Below are 18,593 nucleotides of genomic sequence, written 5' to 3'. Positions count from 1 at the left end.
GGCCCTCTACGGGGCAGGGGCTGACGGCCGTCCGGGGCGGTCGGCCAGCGACCACCGGTACGGCTCAATCGTATAACCGTGCAACGGAAAAGAGCCGCCCTTTCGGACGGCTCAAACTGTAATGGGGCAGAAATAATCACTCTTCGAGCGCTTATTTCTATCCACCGTCCCGATAAAACCCTGATGCGATAGACCTCACTTGTAGAGGTAAGCGATGGCGGTGCCGGTGTGAACTTGGATCTTGGCCGTTTTTCTAACGACATTAGAGATGCCGGTGTCGGCCAACAGCCCCAGGGGGCTGTGATCTAGTTCCCACTCTAGTCCGTGTTCGCTTACCTCGGTGTTGGGGGCGATTGCGATTATGGAGAACGTCTTGCCTTCGGAGTCCTCGATGGTCCACGATTCGCCTGCGTGCAGGATGCGGGCCGTGGTCTCATCTTCAGCAATCCAGATAGAGGCATCCTCGTAGCCTGCGAGCAGGCCCAGTACGGAAAGCGCCATATCAGGACGGCCACCGGTGGCGCAGGTCGCAACCACTTCGGCACCCGGCCAGCGACGGCGGACGGAATCGAGCGCCAGCGCCAGATCGGTATAGTCCTTGTACGGGTCGTGGCGCTCAACTTCAAAGTCGGTGGCGGCATCGACCAGCGCGCGGCCCGCATCGCTTACCGTGTCGGCATCCCCAACATACACGTCGCAGCCCAGTCCCGCGCCCAGCAGTGCGTCGAGCCCGCGGTCCACGGCGATAATGTGGTCGCACTCCCCCGCTAGCCTACGCAACAGATCCGCGCTCGCCACCACGGGCGAGCCGCAGACTACAAGTACTTTGTAAGCCACGGCCCTCACCTAGCCCTCAAACGAAAGCACACAGTCAAGGTCCAGCTCCTCGTAGCTGTCGATAAAGATGTCGCAGTTGGCGCACACGTCATCGCGCTTCATGCGGCCGTGCGGGTCATAGATACCCACACGCTTAAAGCCTGCGGTGCCAGAGCTCTTTAGGCCAAAGACCGCGTCTTCGAACACCCATGCGCGCTCAAACTTGCACTCGTGGCGCTCTTCCAGGCGACGCAGCGCCAGCTCGTATACGTCGGGGAACTGTTTGGAGCGTCCCGCCTCGCCCGTCGTGGTAACAAACTCCATGTAAGCGTCGAGCCCGGCTCCCGCAAGCGCAGACCCAACAAGCTCGGCCGGCGTGGAAGTGGCAACGCACATGGCAATGCCCGCCGCCTTCGCCCGCTCCAAAAAAGCCAGGAGCCCCTCGCGCGGCGGCACCTTGGAGTACCCATCGATCAAAATCTCGCCCAGCTCGCGATACAACTCCTCGCCGTTCGCGCCAATGCCCCACGTGTCGTGGTAGGCCTGGCACTCGTCCTCCAGCGAAAGATGCTCAAACTGGGCAAAATCGTCGACAGTCACGTCGACACCGTGGCGGTGCAATAACTCGGGCTGGGCATAGGCCCAAACGGAGGTGCTATTAACCAGCGTGCCGTCGCAATCGAAAATAAAAGCAACCTTGGGAGCGGCGGTATGGGACATAAACGAACCTTTCGATATCAAATGGTAAACATCCTGCTAAAAACGTTTTACCAAACGTCAGCCTAACAATTTTGAAACCCAAATTGGTAAAACTGTCAAGAGTTTTACCACGGCAATTCTGCCAGTGGTATAAACATGTCGCTTACCGATTAAACGCCCCCGCAAATCCGCTTTCGTCCATAAAACTAACGCACAGGTGTTATCGTAGTTTCTGCCGAAAGTTCCACCGAGCACGCGAGGTGGAACGAATCACAGAAACTTCGCCGTCCCTTCGATTCGTGCAGCCTTGGACCTTTCGCATCTAGTCACCAAGGCAACACGCTGCCGCGTCATGATGGGATCAAACGTGAGCGATACAAAGCTAAAGCCAACGGCTAAAAAGCCCGCAACCCGCAAACCGGCTCCGCACGCACCGGAGCTCTCCAAGGACGATGTCTACCTGTTTGGCATTGGAATGTGGGAGCGCAGCTGGGAAAAGATGGGCGCGCATCCCGACACGCAGAACCGTACGCGCGGCTGGCGCTTTTGCGTTTGGGCGCCCGACGTAAAGAGTGTCCATGTCATTGGCGAATTTAACAATTGGGATGAAGAAGCCAACCCGCTGGTGCCCGTGCATACGAGCGCTATTTGGGAAGGCTTTATTCCTGGCGCCGAGCAGGGCCAGTTCTATAAATATCTCATCGAGACCAACGAGGGCGAGAAGCTCTATAAGGCCGATCCGTATGCCTTTAAGGCCGAGTGCCCTCCGGGTACCGCCAGTGTGCTGTGGACCCTCGATGGTTACAAGTGGAACGACGCCGCATGGCTCAAGCGCCGTGCCAGCCATAACCACATGTCGCAGCCCCTTAACATCTACGAGGTGCATATTGGCTCGTGGAAGCGCCACGGCGACGCGCCGCAGGGCGAGCCCGACGAGTACGGCAACTACCCCGGCCCCATGGATCCCTTCCCCGCGCAGCGAGGCGAGTTCTACACCTACGACGACCTGTCGGTGGAGCTCGTGGACTACGTGCGCGACATGGGCTATACGCATATCGAGGTCATGCCGCTTATGGAGCATCCCTTCGATGGCTCCTGGGGCTACCAGACGACCGGCTACTACGCCGCAACGTCGCGCTACGGCAACCCGCAGCAGCTCATGCACTTTATCGATGCATGCCACGAGGCAGGCATTGGCGTGATCATGGACTGGGTCCCCGGCGGTTTTTGCGCCGACTCCCACGGCCTTGCCACCTTTAACGGCCACATGCTGTTTGAGCACGAGATTCACCCCAACTGGGGCACGCACAAGTTTGACTTCGCCCGCGGCGAGGTCCGCTCTTTCCTGGTTTCCAACGTACTGTACTGGCTCGAGAACTTCCACGTGGACGGCATTCGCATGGACGGCGTGTCCAGCATGCTGTACCTCAACTTTGGCATCGACGATCCGGGCCAAAAGAAGTTCAACAAGTACGGTACCGAGGAGGACCTGGACGCCAGCGCGTTTATCCGTCAGGTCAACTGCGCTGTTGAGGCGCACTACCCCGACGTGATGATGATGGCCGAGGAGTCCACCGCGTGGCCGCTCGTGACCTACCCGCCGCAGGACGGCGGCCTGGGCTTCCACTACAAGTGGGATATGGGCTGGATGAACGACACCCTGCATTACATGCAGACCGATTTTCCGTGGCGCCCCGGCAACCACGGCCTGCTCACGTTCTCCATTATGTATGCCTTTACCGAGAACTTCATCTGCCCGCTGAGCCACGACGAGGTCGTGCACGGCAAGTGCTCGCTGATCGGCCGCATGCCGGGCGACTGGTGGCGCCAGTTTGCCGGCCTGCGCACGCTGGCCTTCTACCAGATGACGCACCCCGGTGCCAAGCTCAACTTTATGGGCAACGAGATCGGCCAGTTTATCGAGTGGCGCTACTACGAGTCCATTCAGTGGTTCCTGACAGAGGAATACGAGACTCACAAGCATCATCAGGCGTTTATCAAGGCGCTCAACCACCTGTACACCGCCGAGCCCGCCCTGTACGAGCGCGGCTACACCGACGACGGCTTTACCTGGATCGACGCAGATAACTCCAAGCAGTCCATCGTGAGCTTTGTGCGTCAGGGCGAGGACGTTGATGACGACCTGGTGATCCTGATCAACTTTGATCCGGCGAGTTACGAGAGCTTCCGCGTGGGCGTGCCCCGCGAGGGCGACTGGGAGGTCATCTTTGACTCCGACCGTCCCGAGTTTGGCGGCAGCGGATACGCCGGCGAGGAGCCCTATACCTGCTCGAGCGAACCCTATCCCTGGAACGGGCAGATGGACTCCATCGAGATGAAGGTGCCCGGCCTGGCAGGCGTGGTGCTTAAGCGCCGCGGTCCAAGTAGCTATAAGCCGCCGGTGATCGAGGAGCCCAAGAAGGCGACGCGCAAGCGCACGTCCTCGGTAAAGCCCAAGCCTGCGGCTGCTAAGAAGGCTCCGGCTAAGGCGAAGGCTGCCAAGGCTTCGGCCAAGTCCACCACGGCCAAGAAGGCAGCCACCAAAAAGGCTGCTCCCAAGGCCAAGGCAACTGCTGTTAAGGCTCCCGCCAAGAAAGCGTAACAAAGACGTTACCGCTGTAATCACCCGCCCCGCGGGGGCGTAGGATACATGTCATAACCGTTCCGGGAGAAACATCCCCGGGGGAAAGGAACGTATGAATAAGATCTTCGACAACAAGCAGGAGTTTACCGAGCTCTATCGCGATGCCGTCATGAGCATTAGCGGCAAGAGCATCGAGGCCGCCAGCGACCTTGACCGCTTTAACGCCCTGGCCAAGCTCGTGGCCGAGAAGGCACGCACCGTTGCCACCAAGAGTGACGCCCGCGTCACCGCTGAGGGCAAAAAGCGCGTGTACTACTTCTCGATCGAGTTTTTGATCGGCCGCCTGCTCGACAACTACCTGCTCAACTTTGGCGTGCGTGACATGGTCGCCGAGGCGCTCGACGACATGGGCTTTGACCTGTCCGTCATCGAGAATCAGGAGCCCGACCCGGCACTGGGCAACGGTGGCCTGGGCCGTCTGGCCGCGTGCTTCCTGGATTCCATGGCAGCCGAGGGCATTGCCGGATACGGCAACGGCATGCGCTACCGTTACGGCCTGTTTAAGCAGGAAATCGTCAACGGCAGCCAGGTCGAGGCCACCGACGAGTGGCTCACCCACGGCTATCCCTGGGAGGTTCGCCGTCAGGACAAGGCCGTGACCATTAAGTTTGGTGGCCGCGTCGAGGGCTTTGAGGAGAACGGCCGCACGTTCTACCGCACGGTGGACACGCAGGATATCCTGGCCGTCCCTTATGACATCCCCGTCGTGGGCTATGCCGGCGAGACCGTCAACAAGCTGCGTGTATGGGCCGCCGAGCCGGTCGAGGAGCACTTCGATCTGGAGGCCTTCAACCGCGGCGACTACGCCCTGGCAGACGCCGAGCGCGCCGAGGCCGAGGCCATCAGCGCCATCCTCTACCCCAATGACGCCGGCGAGCACGGCCGTCTTCTGCGCCTGAAGCAGGAGTACCTGTTTGTATCGGCAGGTATCTACAGCCTGCTTGACACCTTTGAGAAGGAGCACGGCGCTAACTGGGAGCTGCTGCCGCAGTTTGTGGCCATCCACACCAACGACACGCACCCTGCCATGTGCGGCCCCGAGCTCATGCGCATCCTCATCGACGAGAAGAAGCTCGAGTGGGATGACGCCTGGAGCATTGTGACGCAGGTCGTGAGCTACACCAACCACACCATCATGCCCGAGGCTCTGGAGAAGTGGCCCATCGGCACGTTCTCCAAGCTCCTCCCCCGCGTGTACCAGATCATCGACGAGATCAGCCGTCGTTGGCACGAGTCGTTCGACACCACGCAGGAAGGCTGGCAGGAGCGTCTGCGCCAGACCGCCATCCTGTGGGACGGCGAGATTCGCATGGCCAACCTGTCCGTGATCTGCAGCCACAGTGTCAACGGCGTGGCAAAGATCCACTCCGACATCATCAAGAACATCGTGCTCAAGGACTTCTACGCCCTGACGCCCGAGAAGTTCAACAACAAGACCAACGGCATCTCGCACCGTCGCTTCTTTGCCGAGGCCAACCCCACCTACGCCAAGCTCGTGACCGAGGCCATTGGCGACGGCTGGCTGAAGGACGCCTTTGAGCTGGAGAAGCTTAAAGGTTTCCAGAACGACACCGAGTTCCTGAAGGCCGTGGGTGCCTCCAAGCGCGCCAACAAGGAGCGTCTGGCCGCCTACGTTAAGGCCGAGACCGGGCTGGTCATTGACCCCAACACCGTCTTCGATGTTCAGGTTAAGCGCTTCCACGCCTACAAGCGCCAGCTCATGAACATCATGAAGGTAATGGACATCTACAACCGTCGCATCGCCGATCCCAACTTCCACGTGACGCCGACGACCTTCATCTTTAGCGGCAAGGCCGCCTCGAGCTACACCTTTGCCAAGGAGACCATCCGCCTCATTAACTCCGTGGCCGAAGTCATCAACAACGATGCCCGCGTCAACGAAGTCATGAAGGTCTGCTTTATCCCCAACTTCCGCGTGAGCAACGCCCAGCTCATCTATCCCGCCGCCGAGATCTCGGAGCAGATCTCTACAGCCGGCAAGGAGGCCTCGGGCACGTCCAACATGAAGCTCATGATGAACGGCGCCATTACGCTGGGTACCCTCGACGGCGCCAACATCGAGATCGCCGACCTCGCTGGCCGCGAGAACGAGGCCATCTTTGGCCTGACCGCTCCCGAGGTCGAGCAGCTCTGGGCATCCAACAGCTACTTTGCGTGGGATACCCTCAACGGCGACCGCGAGCGTCTGGGCCGCGTGATGGACGAGCTCAAGGACAACACGTTTGCCGGCCTTTCGGGCAACTTCGAGAGCATCTACAACGAGCTCATGAACAACAACGACCCCGACCTGGTCATGGCAGACTTCCGCAGCTACGTGGATGCGTGGGAGAAGCTCACAGGCAGCTATGGCGACCAGGGGACCTGGAACCGCAAGGCCCTGCTCAACACTGCCTCGAGCGGCTGGTTCTCGAGCGACCGCACCATTCGCGAGTACCGCGACGAGATCTGGCACGCATAAAGGCCGCGAGCTCCCCTATGCCAGCACGGCATTACTCGACGGGCGTGACGTTGCGCCACGCCCGTCGCTAATGGGTTTAGGAACATCGATGACAGAAGGAGAAATCGATGAGTAAGAAAGAATGCATCGCGATGCTCCTCGCAGGAGGACAGGGCAGCCGATTGGGGGCACTCACCCAAAAGATCGCTAAGCCGGCGGTTAGCTTTGGTGGCAAGTTCCGCATTATCGACTTTTCGCTCTCCAACTGCTCCAACTCGGGCATCGACACGGTGGGCGTTCTGACGCAGTATCGCCCCTACCTGCTGCATGCCTACGTGGGCTCCGGCGAGGCGTGGGATCTGGACAGCCGCGACGGCGGCGTGTCGATCCTGCCGCCGTACGAGACGCAGACCGGTGGCGCCTGGTATGCGGGCACAGCCGACGCCATTACGCAGAACCTCGACTACATCAAGGCCAACGACCCCAAGTATGTCCTGATTCTTTCGGGCGATCATCTGTATCGTATGGACTACCGCAAGATGCTCAAGACGCACATTGAGAACAACGCCGACCTCACGGTTAGCGTTATGCCCGTGCCGTGGGAGGAGGCCAGCCGTTTTGGCATCCTGACCACCGACCCCGAGGACGGCCGCATCACCAAGTTCACCGAGAAGCCCGATAAGCCCGATTCGAACCTCGCATCCATGGGCATCTACATCTTCTCGGCCGACGTCCTGATCGAGGCGCTCGAGCAGGACGCTCTGGACCAGCGTTCGAGCCACGACTTTGGCAAGGACATCATCCCCAAGCTGCTCGGCGAGGGCAAGCGCCTGTACAGCTACGAGTTCCACGGCTTTTGGAAGGACGTCGGCACCATCGCCAGCTTCCACGAGACCTCGATGGACCTGCTGGGCAACAACCCCGAGTTCGATCTGTTTGACAAGCACTTCCCCATCATGTCCAACATCACCACGCGTCCGCCGCACTACATTGGCCCGGACGGCCGCCTGGACGACTGCTTGGTCTCCAACGGCTGCAAGATCTACGGCACCGCTCGCCACTCGATCCTTTCGACCGATGTCATCATCGAGGAGCGCGCCGTGGTCGAGGACTCCGTGCTGCTGCCGGGTGCGCACGTTAAGAGCGGCGCGCACATCTGCCGCGCTATTTTGGGCGAGAACTCCACGGTCGAAGAGGGCGTGAAGCTCGGCTCTGTCGATACCACCAAGGATACGGCCGTCGTTGGAAATGACGTCGTTATCGGAAAGGGGGAATGATCCGATGATCAATCGCAAGGCCATCGGTTATATCACCGCTAACTACTCTTCGACCTACGGCAGCGTACTGCTCAAGGACCGCCCCATTGCGTCCGTTCCGTTTTTGGGCCGCTACCGCCTGATCGACTTCCCGCTGTCCAACATGATGAATGCCGGCATTAAGACCGTCGGCGTCGTCATGCCGGGCAACTACCGCTCGCTGATCGACCACGTGGGTTCGGGCAAGGACTGGGGCCTGGACCGCAAGAAGGGCGGCCTGTTCATGGTGCCCGGCAACGCGTATGGCACCACCAAGGGCGGCATGCGTTTCTTGCTGCGCGACATCATCTCCAACAAGACGCTGTTCCAGCGCTCGGACAAGCCCTATGTTGTGATGATGGGCACCAACATCATCTTTAACATGGACCTCAACACCATCATCGACGCGCACGAGAACTCCGGCGCCCAGATGACCGTGGTGTACTGCAAGGCCACGCGCAACGTCGATGACGAGACCAAGCTGCAGATCAACGAGAACGGCCGCCTGACGGGCGTGAGCGCCGGCGTCGTGTACGGCGACAACGCCTCTATGGACTGCTGCATCGTCAACCGCGAGACGCTGCTCGAGATCATCGACCACTACCAGGCCGCCGACTATCTGGACCTGCTCGAGGCGCTACAGGGCGACTTTGGCAACATCGACGTGTGCAGCTACGAGTACAAGGGCGAGATCGTGGGCGTGTTTAGCGAGAAGTCGCTGTATCGCCGCAGCATGGACCTGCTCGACCAGACCGTGGCCGACCAGCTCTTTGACCCCGAGCGCCCGATCCTGACCAAGGCTCACGACGTGCCGCCTTCGCGTTACGCGACCGGCAGCCACGCCTGCAACTCGATCATCTCGGCCGGCTGCATCATCAAGGGCACCGTGCGCAACTCGATCCTATCGCGCGGCGTTGTTGTTGAGGAAGGCGCCTCGGTGACCAACTCGATCATCAACCAGAGCTGCATCATCAAGAGCGGCGCCCGCGTTGAGAACGCCATCCTGGACAAGAACAACGTGGTTCCCACCAACACCGAGCTTCGCGGCACGCCCGAGAACATCCTGGTGTTGGGCAAGGCTCCGTTAACTTCCGATACCACGATCGTACGTTAACGTTGGCACCGCAACATCGCTCGTAACATGTAGAATAGCCGCCCGGTTTGCGCCAGGCGGCTATTCTCGAATAACAACATGGGAGACAATATGGCTGATTCCAGCAAAAAGATGCAGATCGTGTTTGCCTCGGCCGAGTGCGCACCGTTTGTGAAGACCGGTGGCCTGGGCGACGTGGCGGGCTCGCTGCCTGCGGCGCTTGTGCGCGCCGGCGCCGAGGTCATCGTGATGGTGCCCAAGTACGCCACCATCAAAGACGAGTACAAGGCGCAGATGGAGCACTTTTCCGACTTTTACGTGAGTCTGGGCTGGCGCAATGAGTACTGCGGGCTCGAGAAGCTCGAGCACGACGGCGTCACCTATATGTTCATCGACAACGAGCGCTACTTTGCGCGCGACTATCCGTACGGCTTCTTTGATGACGGCGAGCGCTTTGCGTTCTTCTCCAAGGCCATTACCGAGAGCCTGCAGCACCTGCCGGCCGGCTTTGAGTGCGACATCCTGCACTGCAATGACTGGCAGACGGCGCTGGCGCCCGTGTTTTTGCGCGAGTTCTACCAGGGCCTGCCGCTGTATGACCGCGTCAAGACCGTGTTCTCGATCCACAACGTGGCGTTCCAGGGCCAGTTTAGCGACACCGTGATGGAGGACATCCTGGGTGTGGCGCATATTCCCGCGGCCGCCTCGCAGCTGCGTTGCGACGCCTGCAGCATCAACTACATGCTGGGCGCCCTGCGCTATGCCGACGCCATCACTACGGTGAGCCCCACCTATGCCAACGAGATCCAGACGCCCGAGTTTGGCGAGGGCCTGGACGGCGTGCTGCGCGAGCGTTCGTACGCGCTGCAGGGCATTTTGAATGGCATCGACGTCGAGGGCTTTGACCCGGCAACCGACAAGCGCATTGCCGCCAACTACACCGTGGAGGACCGTTCTGGCAAGGCCGTGTGTAAGGCAAAGCTGCAGGAAGAGCTGGGTCTCGAGGTTCGCGACGACCGTCCGCTCATGGTGATGGTCACGCGTCTGACGCGCCAGAAGGGCATGGACCTGGTCATGTACGCGCTCGACCGCATCCTGGCCGGCGGCGTACAGGTGGCGGTGCTGGGCACCGGCGACCGCGACTATGAGGACGGCCTGCGCTACTTCCAGGACAAGTACCCCGGCACCATGGCCGCACGCATCGAGTTCGATCCGGCGCTGTCGCAGCGTATGTATGCTGCCGCCGACATGTTCCTGATGCCTTCGAAGTTTGAGCCCTGCGGCCTGTCGCAGATCATCGCCATGCGCTACGGTACCCTGCCCATCGTGCGCGAGACCGGCGGCCTGAAGGACACCGTGATCCCGTACAACGAGTTTACCGGCGAGGGCACGGGCTTCTCGTTTAGCAACTTTAACGGCGACGAGATGGGCGATGCGGTATTCCGCGCGGCGCGTCTGTTCTGGGATAACCGCGACGCATGGAACCAGCTGGTCACGCAGGCCATGAGCCAGGACTTTAGCTGGACGCGCTCGGCTGACAAGTATCTGGACCTGTACTTCTTTATGCACCCGGAGATTGAGAGGCCGGCGGCTGTTGTCGACGAGCCTGAGGCTGTTGCTGAGCCGGAGCCCAAGGCCGAGGAGAAGCCAGTTGAAGCTGAGCCCGTAAAGGCCGAGCTTGAGGTGAAGGCTGAGGCGGCTCCGGAGGCAAAGGCCGAAGTCAAGCCCGCTGCAAAGCCCGCAGTTAAGAAGACCACGACCCGCAAGACGACCGCTAAGAAGGCTACGACGACCAAGGCGGCGGCAACCAAAACCACCGCTACCAAGACAACGACCACGCGCAAGCGCACGACCGCCGCTGCCAAGAAGGCCGCCGAAGCCGAGGCTGCTCCCGAGGTAAAGGCCGAGGTCGCTGAGGCCAAGCCGGCCACCAAGGCTCCGGAAAAGACTACTGCAAAGAAGACGACCACGACCGCAAAGAAGACAACGGCAGCCAAGAAAACCACGGCAAGCAAGTCGACGACCACGAAGGCCGCCACGACCAAGTCAGCCGCAAAGCCCGCAGCCAAGGTCGAGGAGACGCCTGCAGAGCCCAAGGCGGAGGCAACCGTCGAGACCAAGCCCGCCGCCAAGACCGCCACGCGCAAGCGCACGACGACGGCCAAGAAGGCCACTACCAAAGCTGCAGCTCCCATGGCGGAAGCTAAGGTCGATGCCAAGCCTGCTGCCGCCAAAAAGGAGCCAAAGGCCGAGGTAAAGGCCAAGCCAGAACCCACCAAGGAGACTTCGGTCTCCCCCGCCGCTCCGGCAGAGAAAAAGGCCCCGTCCAAGAAGACGTCCGTCCGTAAGGCCACAGCCACTCGCAAGCGCCGCTAGCCCACAGGCGATCCAAAACCCAATCAAACCCTAAGTAAGGGGCGCTCCAATCGGGCGCCCCTTCTCTGTAGATAGTTGGTAAAACGATTTTCTAGGACAACCGTTCGCCGATGGTAAACGGATGTTGTTTATACAGCCTGTGTACAACAGATATACTTACATCCTGTGCGTAAAGCCCATGACCAGCAGGCCATGATTCTATTGAACTGGACCGTACTATGAGATTGATACACAACAGCCGTCTGCCGCAGTTTCGCACTCCGTTTGGCGCTGTGACCACAGGAACTACCCTTTCGCTCTCCGTGATTCTGGAGGATGCCGATCCCGCGCAGGCAACGCTTACGCTGCGCACCTGGGTCGATGAGATCGGTGAGTCTCGGTATCCCATGACGCACGAGGGCGATGGCATATTTACCGTAGAGCTTGAGTGCACTGAACCCTGTCTTATCTGGTACAGCTTTATCTGCAATATCGAGGGCCAGCCCGAGGTTCGCCTGGGCGCACCACAGGGCCGCACCGGCGGCGAAGGCGTAACCTACGATTACGCCGAGGTGCCGTCATTCCAGGTCACCGTCTACAAGCACCGCGAAGTTCGACCCGAGTGGTACGAGCGCGGTATGGTCTACCAGATCTTCCCCGATCGCTATGCCCGCGACGAGCACTGGCGCGAGCGCACGCTGGCTGAGGTCGAAAAACCGCGTAAGGGCATTCAGCGCCGCATGGTCGAGGACTGGAACGAGCCGCCTGTGTACGAGCGCGCCGAGGACGGCTCCATCAAGACCTGGGACTTTTACGGCGGATCGCTCAAGGGTATCCAGAATGACCTGCCTCGCATCGCCGAGCTGGGCTTTACAGCCATCTACCTCAACCCCATTTTTGAAGCCGCGAGCAACCATCGCTACGACACCGCCGATTACACCAAGATCGATCCGATTCTGGGCACCGAGCAGGACTTTACTGAGCTGTGCGAGGCGGCCGAGAAGCTGGGCATTTCCATCATTCTGGACGGCGTGTTCAACCACACGGGCGACGATTCGATCTACTTCAACCGCTACGGCAACTACCCCGGCGTGGGCGCGTGGCAAAGCGAAGATTCGCCGTGGCGCGATGCGTTTTATTTCCACGAGGACGGCTCGTACGACTGTTGGTGGGGCGTGGGCAATATGCCCGCCATCAATGAGAAGTCCGAGCTGGTGCGAGAGAAGCTCCTGGGCAAGGACGGCGTCATTCGTAAATGGCTGCGAGCCGGCGCTCACGGCTGGCGCCTGGATGTGGCCGACGAGCTTTCCGACGACTTCCTGGCCGAGATTAAAAAGGCCGTGCTCGCCGAGAAGCCCGACGCGCTGCTGCTCGGCGAGGTCTGGGAAGATGCCTCCAACAAGATCAGCTACGGCCATCTGCGTCGCTACCTGCAGGGCTCCGAGCTGGACTCTGCTATGGATTACCCCTTCCGCGACATGGTCATCGGCTTTTTGATGGGCTACAAAAACGCCTACCAAGCTGCCGAGGATATCGAGACCCTGCGCGAGAATTATCCGCGCGAGGCCCTGTCCTGCGCGCTCAACCTGCTGTCGAGCCACGACCGCCCGCGCATTATCTCGGTGCTCGGCGGTGGCCCCGACGAGTCGCAGCTGCCCGAGAGCGAGCGCAGCAAATGGCGCCTGGACGAGAACTCCATGGGCCTGGCCAAGAGCCGCTTTTGGCTGGCGACGCTCATGCAGATGACGTTCCCGGGCGTTCCCTCAATCTATTACGGTGACGAGTACGGCTTGGAGGGTCTCACCGATCCGGGAAATCGCCGCACCATGCCGACCAAGGAAAACCTGCACGACTTCGATACGTTCGCGATCGTCAAGAATGCCTCGGCCGTGCGCCGCGCGCTGCCGTTTATGATCGATGGCGAGATAAAGGCCTTCGCGCTCAATGACGAGGTGCTGGCCTACAACCGTACCGGTAAAGACGGCGAGTCCGCGACCGTCATCATCAACCGCAGCCTGCGCAATTCGCATCGTGTGACGATTCCGGCGCTCGGCGAATGCGCGAGCGATGTTATTAGCGGTCACGAGTGCGAGATCCACAACGGCACGGTCACGCTCGATCTTTATCCGCTGGGCTCGTCGATCATCTATCACCATGCCGAGCAGCGCCTGCAGGAGCCGCTCGATCACGGTGCGGGTGTTGTGTGTCATATCACATCGGTGCCGACCGACGACGGCAAGCCCGGTACAATCGGCGCGCCCACGCGTCGCTTTATCAATCATCTGGCCGCCATGGGCATGCGCTACTGGCAGGTTCTTCCCGTCAACCCCACGGACTTCTTCCGCTCCCCTTACGCTGGTCCTTCGGCCTTTGCAGGCAATATCGACCTGCTACCCGAGAGCCACGAGGAGCTGGCCGCCGACTTTAAGACCTGGAAGGCCCGCGGAGGCGAGGATGCCGATCCGCTGTACACCGCGTTTAAACATCGCAATGCCGATTGGCTCGAGAAATACTGCGTCTACATGGCCGTTAAGAAGTACTTTGAGGGCGAGTCGCGCCATGATTGGCCGGCAGATGTTGCGCGCTACAACGAGCATCTGATCGACGACAAGCGCTTCCACAACGAGGCCGAGCTTCAGGCGTACATGCAGTACCGCTTTGACCTGGCTTGGTGCGAGCTCATGAACTATGCGCACAAGAAGGGCATCGAGGTTATCGGCGATATTCCTATGTACGTGTCCGACGATTCGGCAGACGCGTGGAGCGAACCCGAGAACTTCTGGCTGTCCGATACCGGCAAGGCGATTGAGATTTCCGGTGCGCCGCCCGACAACTTTGCGCCCGAGGGCCAGGTGTGGGGCAACCCGACGTTCCGCTGGGACCACATGAAGCAGAACGGCTATAGCTGGTGGATGGATCGCCTGCGTCGCGCGTTCTCGCTTTACGACCGCGTGCGTCTGGATCACTTCCTGGGGTTCCACAGCTATTACAGCATTCCCGCGGGCAAGGCATGCGCCGACGGCCGCTGGCTGGCGGGCCCGGGCAAGGACCTGTTCCAGACCGCCTATGACGAGCTGGGTCCGCTCAACTTTATCGCTGAGGACTTGGGCTACCTGACGCCCGGTGTTCGCGCAATGGCTTCGACCTGCGGTTTCCCCGGCATGGACGTGCTGGAGTTTAGCGACTACGACGTTCGCTGCGGAATTCATCCCACACCGGGCAAGATCCTGTACACCTCGACGCACGACACCTCGACGCTTGCCGGCTGGTGCACGCACTCCTTTACGGGCGGCGACGCGCCGAGCGGCATTGAATTGGCAAACGAGCTCATGGGCAATGCCCTGGCAAGCGATGCTCCGCTCGTGATGATGCCGCTGCAGGACATACTGGGGCTGGGCGACGATGCACGTATGAACGTGCCGGGTGTGGCCACAGGCAACTGGACCTGGCAGGCTGACGAGGCGGACATTGCAGCCGCCGAGGGCAAAACCGCGCGGCTCCTGCGCAACAACCATAGATTCTGGGGCGAAGCGTGATAAAACCCCCGATATAGGGTACAGTTACAGACGTTTGAATTTTTGCGGGCAGAGTAATCTGCCCGCTTTGTGCTGAAAAGGAAGTATTTATGGCGCGCTACGATTACAAGTGCTCGAGCTGCGGCAACGTGTTTGAGGTTGAGCATCCCATGTCCGAGACCCCCGAGGTCGTGTGCCCCAGCTGCGGTGCCCCGGCGGCCAAGACGTTCTCGGCCAGCGGCATTAAATTTGAGGGCAGCGGTTTCTACAACACCGATCAACGAAGCGGCGGCTCCAGCACCAACGCCACGAGCGGCTGCTGCCCCAACTGCCCGCATAGCCACTAGAAACCAAACAGCCCCGCGATCAACGCCGATCGCGGGGCTGTTTCTTTAGCTACCCAGGTTTCCTTATGAGTTGCGGTGAAATAAGGACTGTTTGGCGGGCAGAAGCGGCTTTTTAATCCCTATTTCACCGCAACTTAGTCGTTACTTGCGGACCAGTCTGGCGCAGAAGTGGCCGTCGTAGGAATCGGCGTTTACGGGGACGCTTTGGAAGAGGCCTCGATCGTTTTGGCGTACGGATACGAGCTTCTTGGCCTGATCGAACTCAGGGAGTTGCAGAATCTGTGCCTCGGAAAGCGATGCCACGCTAAAGCCGGCGCCCTCAGGAGAAGCAAGGAAAGCATCCACCACCTGCGTGTTCTCCTCGTCGAAGACCGAGCACGTCGCATAGATGAGCTCGCCGCCGGCAGCCACGCGCGCGGCGGCTTCCTTGAGCATCGACAGCTGCAGTTTGGGCAGCTCAACCGTCACATCCTTTTCGGTCAGACGCCACGGGATCTCGGGATGACGACGCATGGTTCCGGTGCCTGAGCACGGCGCATCGATAAACACGGTATCGAACTTGACCCGCTCACCGCGCATGGCATCAAACGATGTGAGAACCTCATCGAGCTCGCAAGCATCACCCGAAACCGTACGAACGCCCTGAATACCGGCCTTATGCAGGCGAGCGAGATTCAGATCGCACTTGCGATCATGCAGGTCAAGCGCCGTATGCTGACGTTCATAGCCCGCACGCTTGGCCTGGCACATCATCACATAGGTCTTGGTGCCACGACCGGCACCAATCTCAAGGCAGCTTCCAGGGCGCGTGGCTGCCGTGGCGATAAGCTGCGCGTTGAGATCAGATGCCACCGCGGCAGCACGCTCAAACACACCCGAAGCAACGGTAACCTGGGCATCAACCGGGGCATGGCAGCCCGGGAAGACAGGCGCGACGAGCTGCGAGATATACGGATCGGGCTTGGTCGCAAAGGCGTTCTCATGCAGGGCCAGTGGCGCGGGGGCCAGATTGCCGGCAAAGTTAAGCGCACCCTCTGGCGTGTCGAACGATGCCATAATGCGAGCGCACAGCCAACGCGGCAGTCCCATCAGGCGCGACAGACGAACCAGGCGTCGCTCAGACTCATCTACATCGGACGCCGTGGCAAAGTCCTCAACGTTGTCCGCGACCTTATGCAGCACGGCATTGGCCAAACCGGCGGCAGACTTAGCTCCGCTGCGCACCAGCTCAACGCCCTGACTCACCGCAACGCGACCAGGCGTATGCAGATAGAGCATCTCGAAGGCCGAGATACGAAGCGCCATGCGAACACGCGGCGCAACCTTTTTAGGCTTATCGAGAAACTGATCGAGCAGTTCGTCCAAAATACCCTGCGTGGCGGCCACACCAAGCGCCAAGCGAGCTGCAAAAGCGGAATCGCGCTGGTCAATAGCCTTGGCCGATGCGCGAGAGGACAGCACGTCGCGCGCATACATGCCGCGGCGATCGGCCTCCATTAGCACATCGAGCGCAAGTTTGCGCGCGGGAGACAGCTTGCTCATGACAAAACACCCCATGCAAGATCGGCGCCTTGCAGCCCAGCAGCCCAAGCAGAAGCGGCCATGGCACGCTTGCCATCAGGCTTAACCTCGAGCAGTTCAACCGCACCATCGGAAAGGCCAAGGAAAACACGCTTATTCTTAACGTCAACGCCGCCCTTGCCAAGCGAAACATCGGCCAGCGCAGCATCGAGCACACGCACGGTCTTGCCGGCAATCACGCAACGAGCAGGCGCGGTATCGGACGAAGCGAGCACATGACGCACGCAATCGAGCGCAGCCATCTGCGGATCCAGACGCATCTCCAGCTTGGAAATCTTGGCAGCATGAGTGACGAGCGACTCATCCTGCTCAGTCCACACGGCGGTGCCATCGGCAAGAGAAGGAAGCGTATCGGCAAGCAGTTTGCCGCCAAGCTCACCAAGCTCCATGGTCAGCGCCTCAGCATGCTTACCGGCAACCGACGTGGAAGCCTGAGCACAATAAGCACCAGTATCCACGCCATGTCCAATGCGCATAATGGAAACGCCAGCAACCTCATCACCAGCAAGAATCGCACGCTGAATAGGAGCGGCGCCACGCCAACGAGGCAGCAAAGACGCATGAACATTCACAATACCAAGCGGCGCCATATGCAGCACCTCATCAGGCAAAATGCAGCCATAGGCAGCCACACAGAAAATGTCAGCCCGGGCAGCTTGGAGAGCCTCAACAACCTCGGCCGTTATACGATTAGCCTCAACAACCGGCAACCCCAGCTCAAGCGCCTTAGCCTTAACAGAAGACGGCTCCAGCTTCTTACCACGCCCACGAACAGCATCAGGACGAGTAACAACAAGCGCAATCTCATTCCCAGCCTCAACAAGCGAAGTCAGCGAAGGCACAGCAAAATCAGGCGTACCCATAAACACAATACGCATAAAGATCGTCTCCTCTCAACCAAAGCCGAGACGGCTACAAAGAACAGCGGAAAGCCAAGTACCAAGCCTATCCGCAAGAACAATTCAACAAGAACAAATATACCCAAAACCAAAGAAAGAGCCGCCATAAAAGCAGCTCTTTCAGTAAAGCACCTATCAGCGAAGACGCCCTTCCCTGGCCCGACGGCACCCGGGCGAACAGGAGCACGAAAACGCAGTCCCCTTCCGCCGCAGGGCTCAGGTTTTGCTCCACGCGCAGTTCCGCACGAGCCGAAGAGCACTTAATGTGCTCTTCGTGCGAGCAGGACTGTTTGAGCATGGAGCAAAACCTAAGCCCTGCGGCGGAAGGGGACGGTGGGACCTACTCCGTCTCGCCCGGTCGAGCGCCGCGGGCCAGGGCGTCCTGGTACTCCTTGACTGCTTTGATCCTCTGCATGGGCTTCAGTCGCTCGAACATGGTGTTGCCGTGCAAGTGATCGATCTCGTGCTGCAGGCACACGCAGAACAGATCGCCCGAGGCCTCGTAGCGAATCAGGTTAGCGTCCAAGTCGTACGCCTCGACGACGACATGGTCGGGACGCTCGATCTCGCAGCTAATGCCAGGGATGGACAGGCAGCCCTCGCTAAAGGGCACCAGATGGTCACTTTGCTCAACAATGACAGGGTTGATAAGCACGTACGGATCATAATCATTCTTGTCACTGTAGTCGCAGTCGATGGTGACGAGCTGAATGAGCTCGCCGATCTGCGGGGCAGCCAGGCCGCAACCGCCGTTCTCGAACATCATCTTCTTCATCTTCTCGGCAAGCGCCTCGATCGCCGGGGTGATCTCCTCGATGACGACGCACTCCTGGCGCAGACGAGGGTCGGGCGACAGTACGATTCCGTTGGCTTCCATGGCCATCCTTTCGG

At 60.0% G+C, this 18,593-nt stretch carries 12 protein-coding genes; 7 read left to right on the top strand and 5 right to left on the bottom strand.

Annotated features, from left to right (window positions below):
* Positions 1-195: 195 nt before the first annotated feature.
* Both AAAV44_RS03895 and AAAV44_RS03890 read right to left on the bottom strand, forming a co-directional pair.
* Complete coding sequence (locus AAAV44_RS03895; protein ID WP_349114650.1) at positions 196-837, bottom strand: thiamine diphosphokinase; 642 nt, start codon at positions 835-837, stop codon at positions 196-198.
* Positions 838-846: 9 nt separating this feature from the next.
* Positions 847-1,536 (bottom strand): HAD family phosphatase, encoded by a 690-nt coding sequence (locus AAAV44_RS03890; RefSeq protein ID WP_349114648.1) that lies wholly within the window; start codon positions 1,534-1,536, stop codon positions 847-849.
* A gap of 331 nt (positions 1,537-1,867) precedes the next feature.
* Between AAAV44_RS03890 and glgB the strand changes: the two genes are divergently transcribed.
* The 7 genes from glgB (at position 1,868) to AAAV44_RS03855 (ending at position 15,222) form a co-directional block, all read left to right on the top strand.
* A complete protein-coding gene (gene glgB / locus AAAV44_RS03885; RefSeq protein ID WP_349114658.1) occupies positions 1,868-4,117 on the top strand; it encodes a 1,4-alpha-glucan branching protein GlgB in 2,250 nt (749 codons plus the stop codon).
* Positions 4,118-4,211: 94 nt separating this feature from the next.
* The gene (locus AAAV44_RS03880) at positions 4,212-6,638 is read left to right on the top strand and encodes a glycogen/starch/alpha-glucan phosphorylase (protein WP_349114646.1); all 2,427 of its coding nucleotides are present in this window, start codon (positions 4,212-4,214) and stop codon (positions 6,636-6,638) included.
* 107 nt (positions 6,639-6,745) lie between these two features.
* Entirely contained in the window at positions 6,746-7,894 is a 1,149-nt protein-coding gene (locus AAAV44_RS03875; protein ID WP_349114644.1) for a glucose-1-phosphate adenylyltransferase, read from the top strand.
* Positions 7,895-7,898: 4 nt separating this feature from the next.
* Complete coding sequence (glgD, locus tag AAAV44_RS03870) at positions 7,899-9,026, top strand: glucose-1-phosphate adenylyltransferase subunit GlgD (RefSeq protein ID WP_349114642.1); 1,128 nt, start codon at positions 7,899-7,901, stop codon at positions 9,024-9,026.
* Positions 9,027-9,116: 90 nt separating this feature from the next.
* Positions 9,117-11,381: a glycogen synthase GlgA gene (gene glgA, locus AAAV44_RS03865; protein WP_349114641.1), complete on the top strand. Its 2,265-nt coding sequence runs from the start codon at positions 9,117-9,119 to the stop codon at positions 11,379-11,381.
* A 218-nt stretch (positions 11,382-11,599) separates the two neighbouring features.
* On the top strand, positions 11,600-14,896 hold the full coding sequence (locus AAAV44_RS03860) for a 4-alpha-glucanotransferase (protein WP_349114639.1): 3,297 nt from the start codon (positions 11,600-11,602) through the stop codon (positions 14,894-14,896).
* An 89-nt stretch (positions 14,897-14,985) separates the two neighbouring features.
* On the top strand, positions 14,986-15,222 hold the full coding sequence (locus AAAV44_RS03855; protein ID WP_349114637.1) for an FmdB family zinc ribbon protein: 237 nt from the start codon (positions 14,986-14,988) through the stop codon (positions 15,220-15,222).
* A 141-nt stretch (positions 15,223-15,363) separates the two neighbouring features.
* Here AAAV44_RS03855 and AAAV44_RS03850 read toward each other — a convergent pair whose 3' ends face one another.
* The 3 genes from AAAV44_RS03850 to def form a co-directional block, all read right to left on the bottom strand.
* On the bottom strand, positions 15,364-16,764 hold the full coding sequence (locus AAAV44_RS03850; protein WP_349114636.1) for a transcription antitermination factor NusB: 1,401 nt from the start codon (positions 16,762-16,764) through the stop codon (positions 15,364-15,366).
* The gene (gene fmt, locus AAAV44_RS03845) at positions 16,761-17,681 is read right to left on the bottom strand and encodes a methionyl-tRNA formyltransferase (protein ID WP_349114634.1); all 921 of its coding nucleotides are present in this window, start codon (positions 17,679-17,681) and stop codon (positions 16,761-16,763) included. Before fmt ends, AAAV44_RS03850 begins: the two co-directional genes overlap by 4 nt.
* Positions 17,682-18,042: 361 nt before the next feature.
* A complete protein-coding gene (gene def, locus AAAV44_RS03840) occupies positions 18,043-18,579 on the bottom strand; it encodes a peptide deformylase (protein ID WP_349114633.1) in 537 nt (178 codons plus the stop codon).
* Positions 18,580-18,593 lie beyond the last annotated feature (14 nt).

It is taken from the genome of Collinsella sp. CLA-AP-H1 (assembly GCF_040092945.1).
In the GTDB taxonomy this organism is placed as follows: Bacteria; Actinomycetota; Coriobacteriia; order Coriobacteriales; family Coriobacteriaceae; genus Collinsella.
Note: the sequence above shows the minus strand (reverse complement) of the source record. Positions and strands in the feature narration are given on the sequence as shown.

Excerpts from the sequence above, each read along its gene's own strand:
- AAAV44_RS03880 (WP_349114646.1), top strand. The coding sequence starts at position 4,212 with ATGAATAAGATCTTCGACAACAAGCAGGAGTTTACCGAGCTCTATCGC.
- fmt (WP_349114634.1), bottom strand. The coding sequence starts at position 17,681 with ATGCGTATTGTGTTTATGGGTACGCCTGATTTTGCTGTGCCTTCGCTG.
- glgA (WP_349114641.1), top strand. The coding sequence starts at position 9,117 with ATGGCTGATTCCAGCAAAAAGATGCAGATCGTGTTTGCCTCGGCCGAG.
- def (WP_349114633.1), bottom strand. The coding sequence starts at position 18,579 with ATGGAAGCCAACGGAATCGTACTGTCGCCCGACCCTCGTCTGCGCCAG.
- AAAV44_RS03850 (WP_349114636.1), bottom strand. The coding sequence starts at position 16,764 with ATGAGCAAGCTGTCTCCCGCGCGCAAACTTGCGCTCGATGTGCTAATG.
- AAAV44_RS03890 (WP_349114648.1), bottom strand. The coding sequence starts at position 1,536 with ATGTCCCATACCGCCGCTCCCAAGGTTGCTTTTATTTTCGATTGCGAC.
- AAAV44_RS03875 (WP_349114644.1), top strand. The coding sequence starts at position 6,746 with ATGAGTAAGAAAGAATGCATCGCGATGCTCCTCGCAGGAGGACAGGGC.
- AAAV44_RS03860 (WP_349114639.1), top strand. The coding sequence starts at position 11,600 with ATGAGATTGATACACAACAGCCGTCTGCCGCAGTTTCGCACTCCGTTT.
- glgB (WP_349114658.1), top strand. The coding sequence starts at position 1,868 with ATGATGGGATCAAACGTGAGCGATACAAAGCTAAAGCCAACGGCTAAA.
- AAAV44_RS03855 (WP_349114637.1), top strand. The coding sequence starts at position 14,986 with ATGGCGCGCTACGATTACAAGTGCTCGAGCTGCGGCAACGTGTTTGAG.
- glgD (WP_349114642.1), top strand. The coding sequence starts at position 7,899 with ATGATCAATCGCAAGGCCATCGGTTATATCACCGCTAACTACTCTTCG.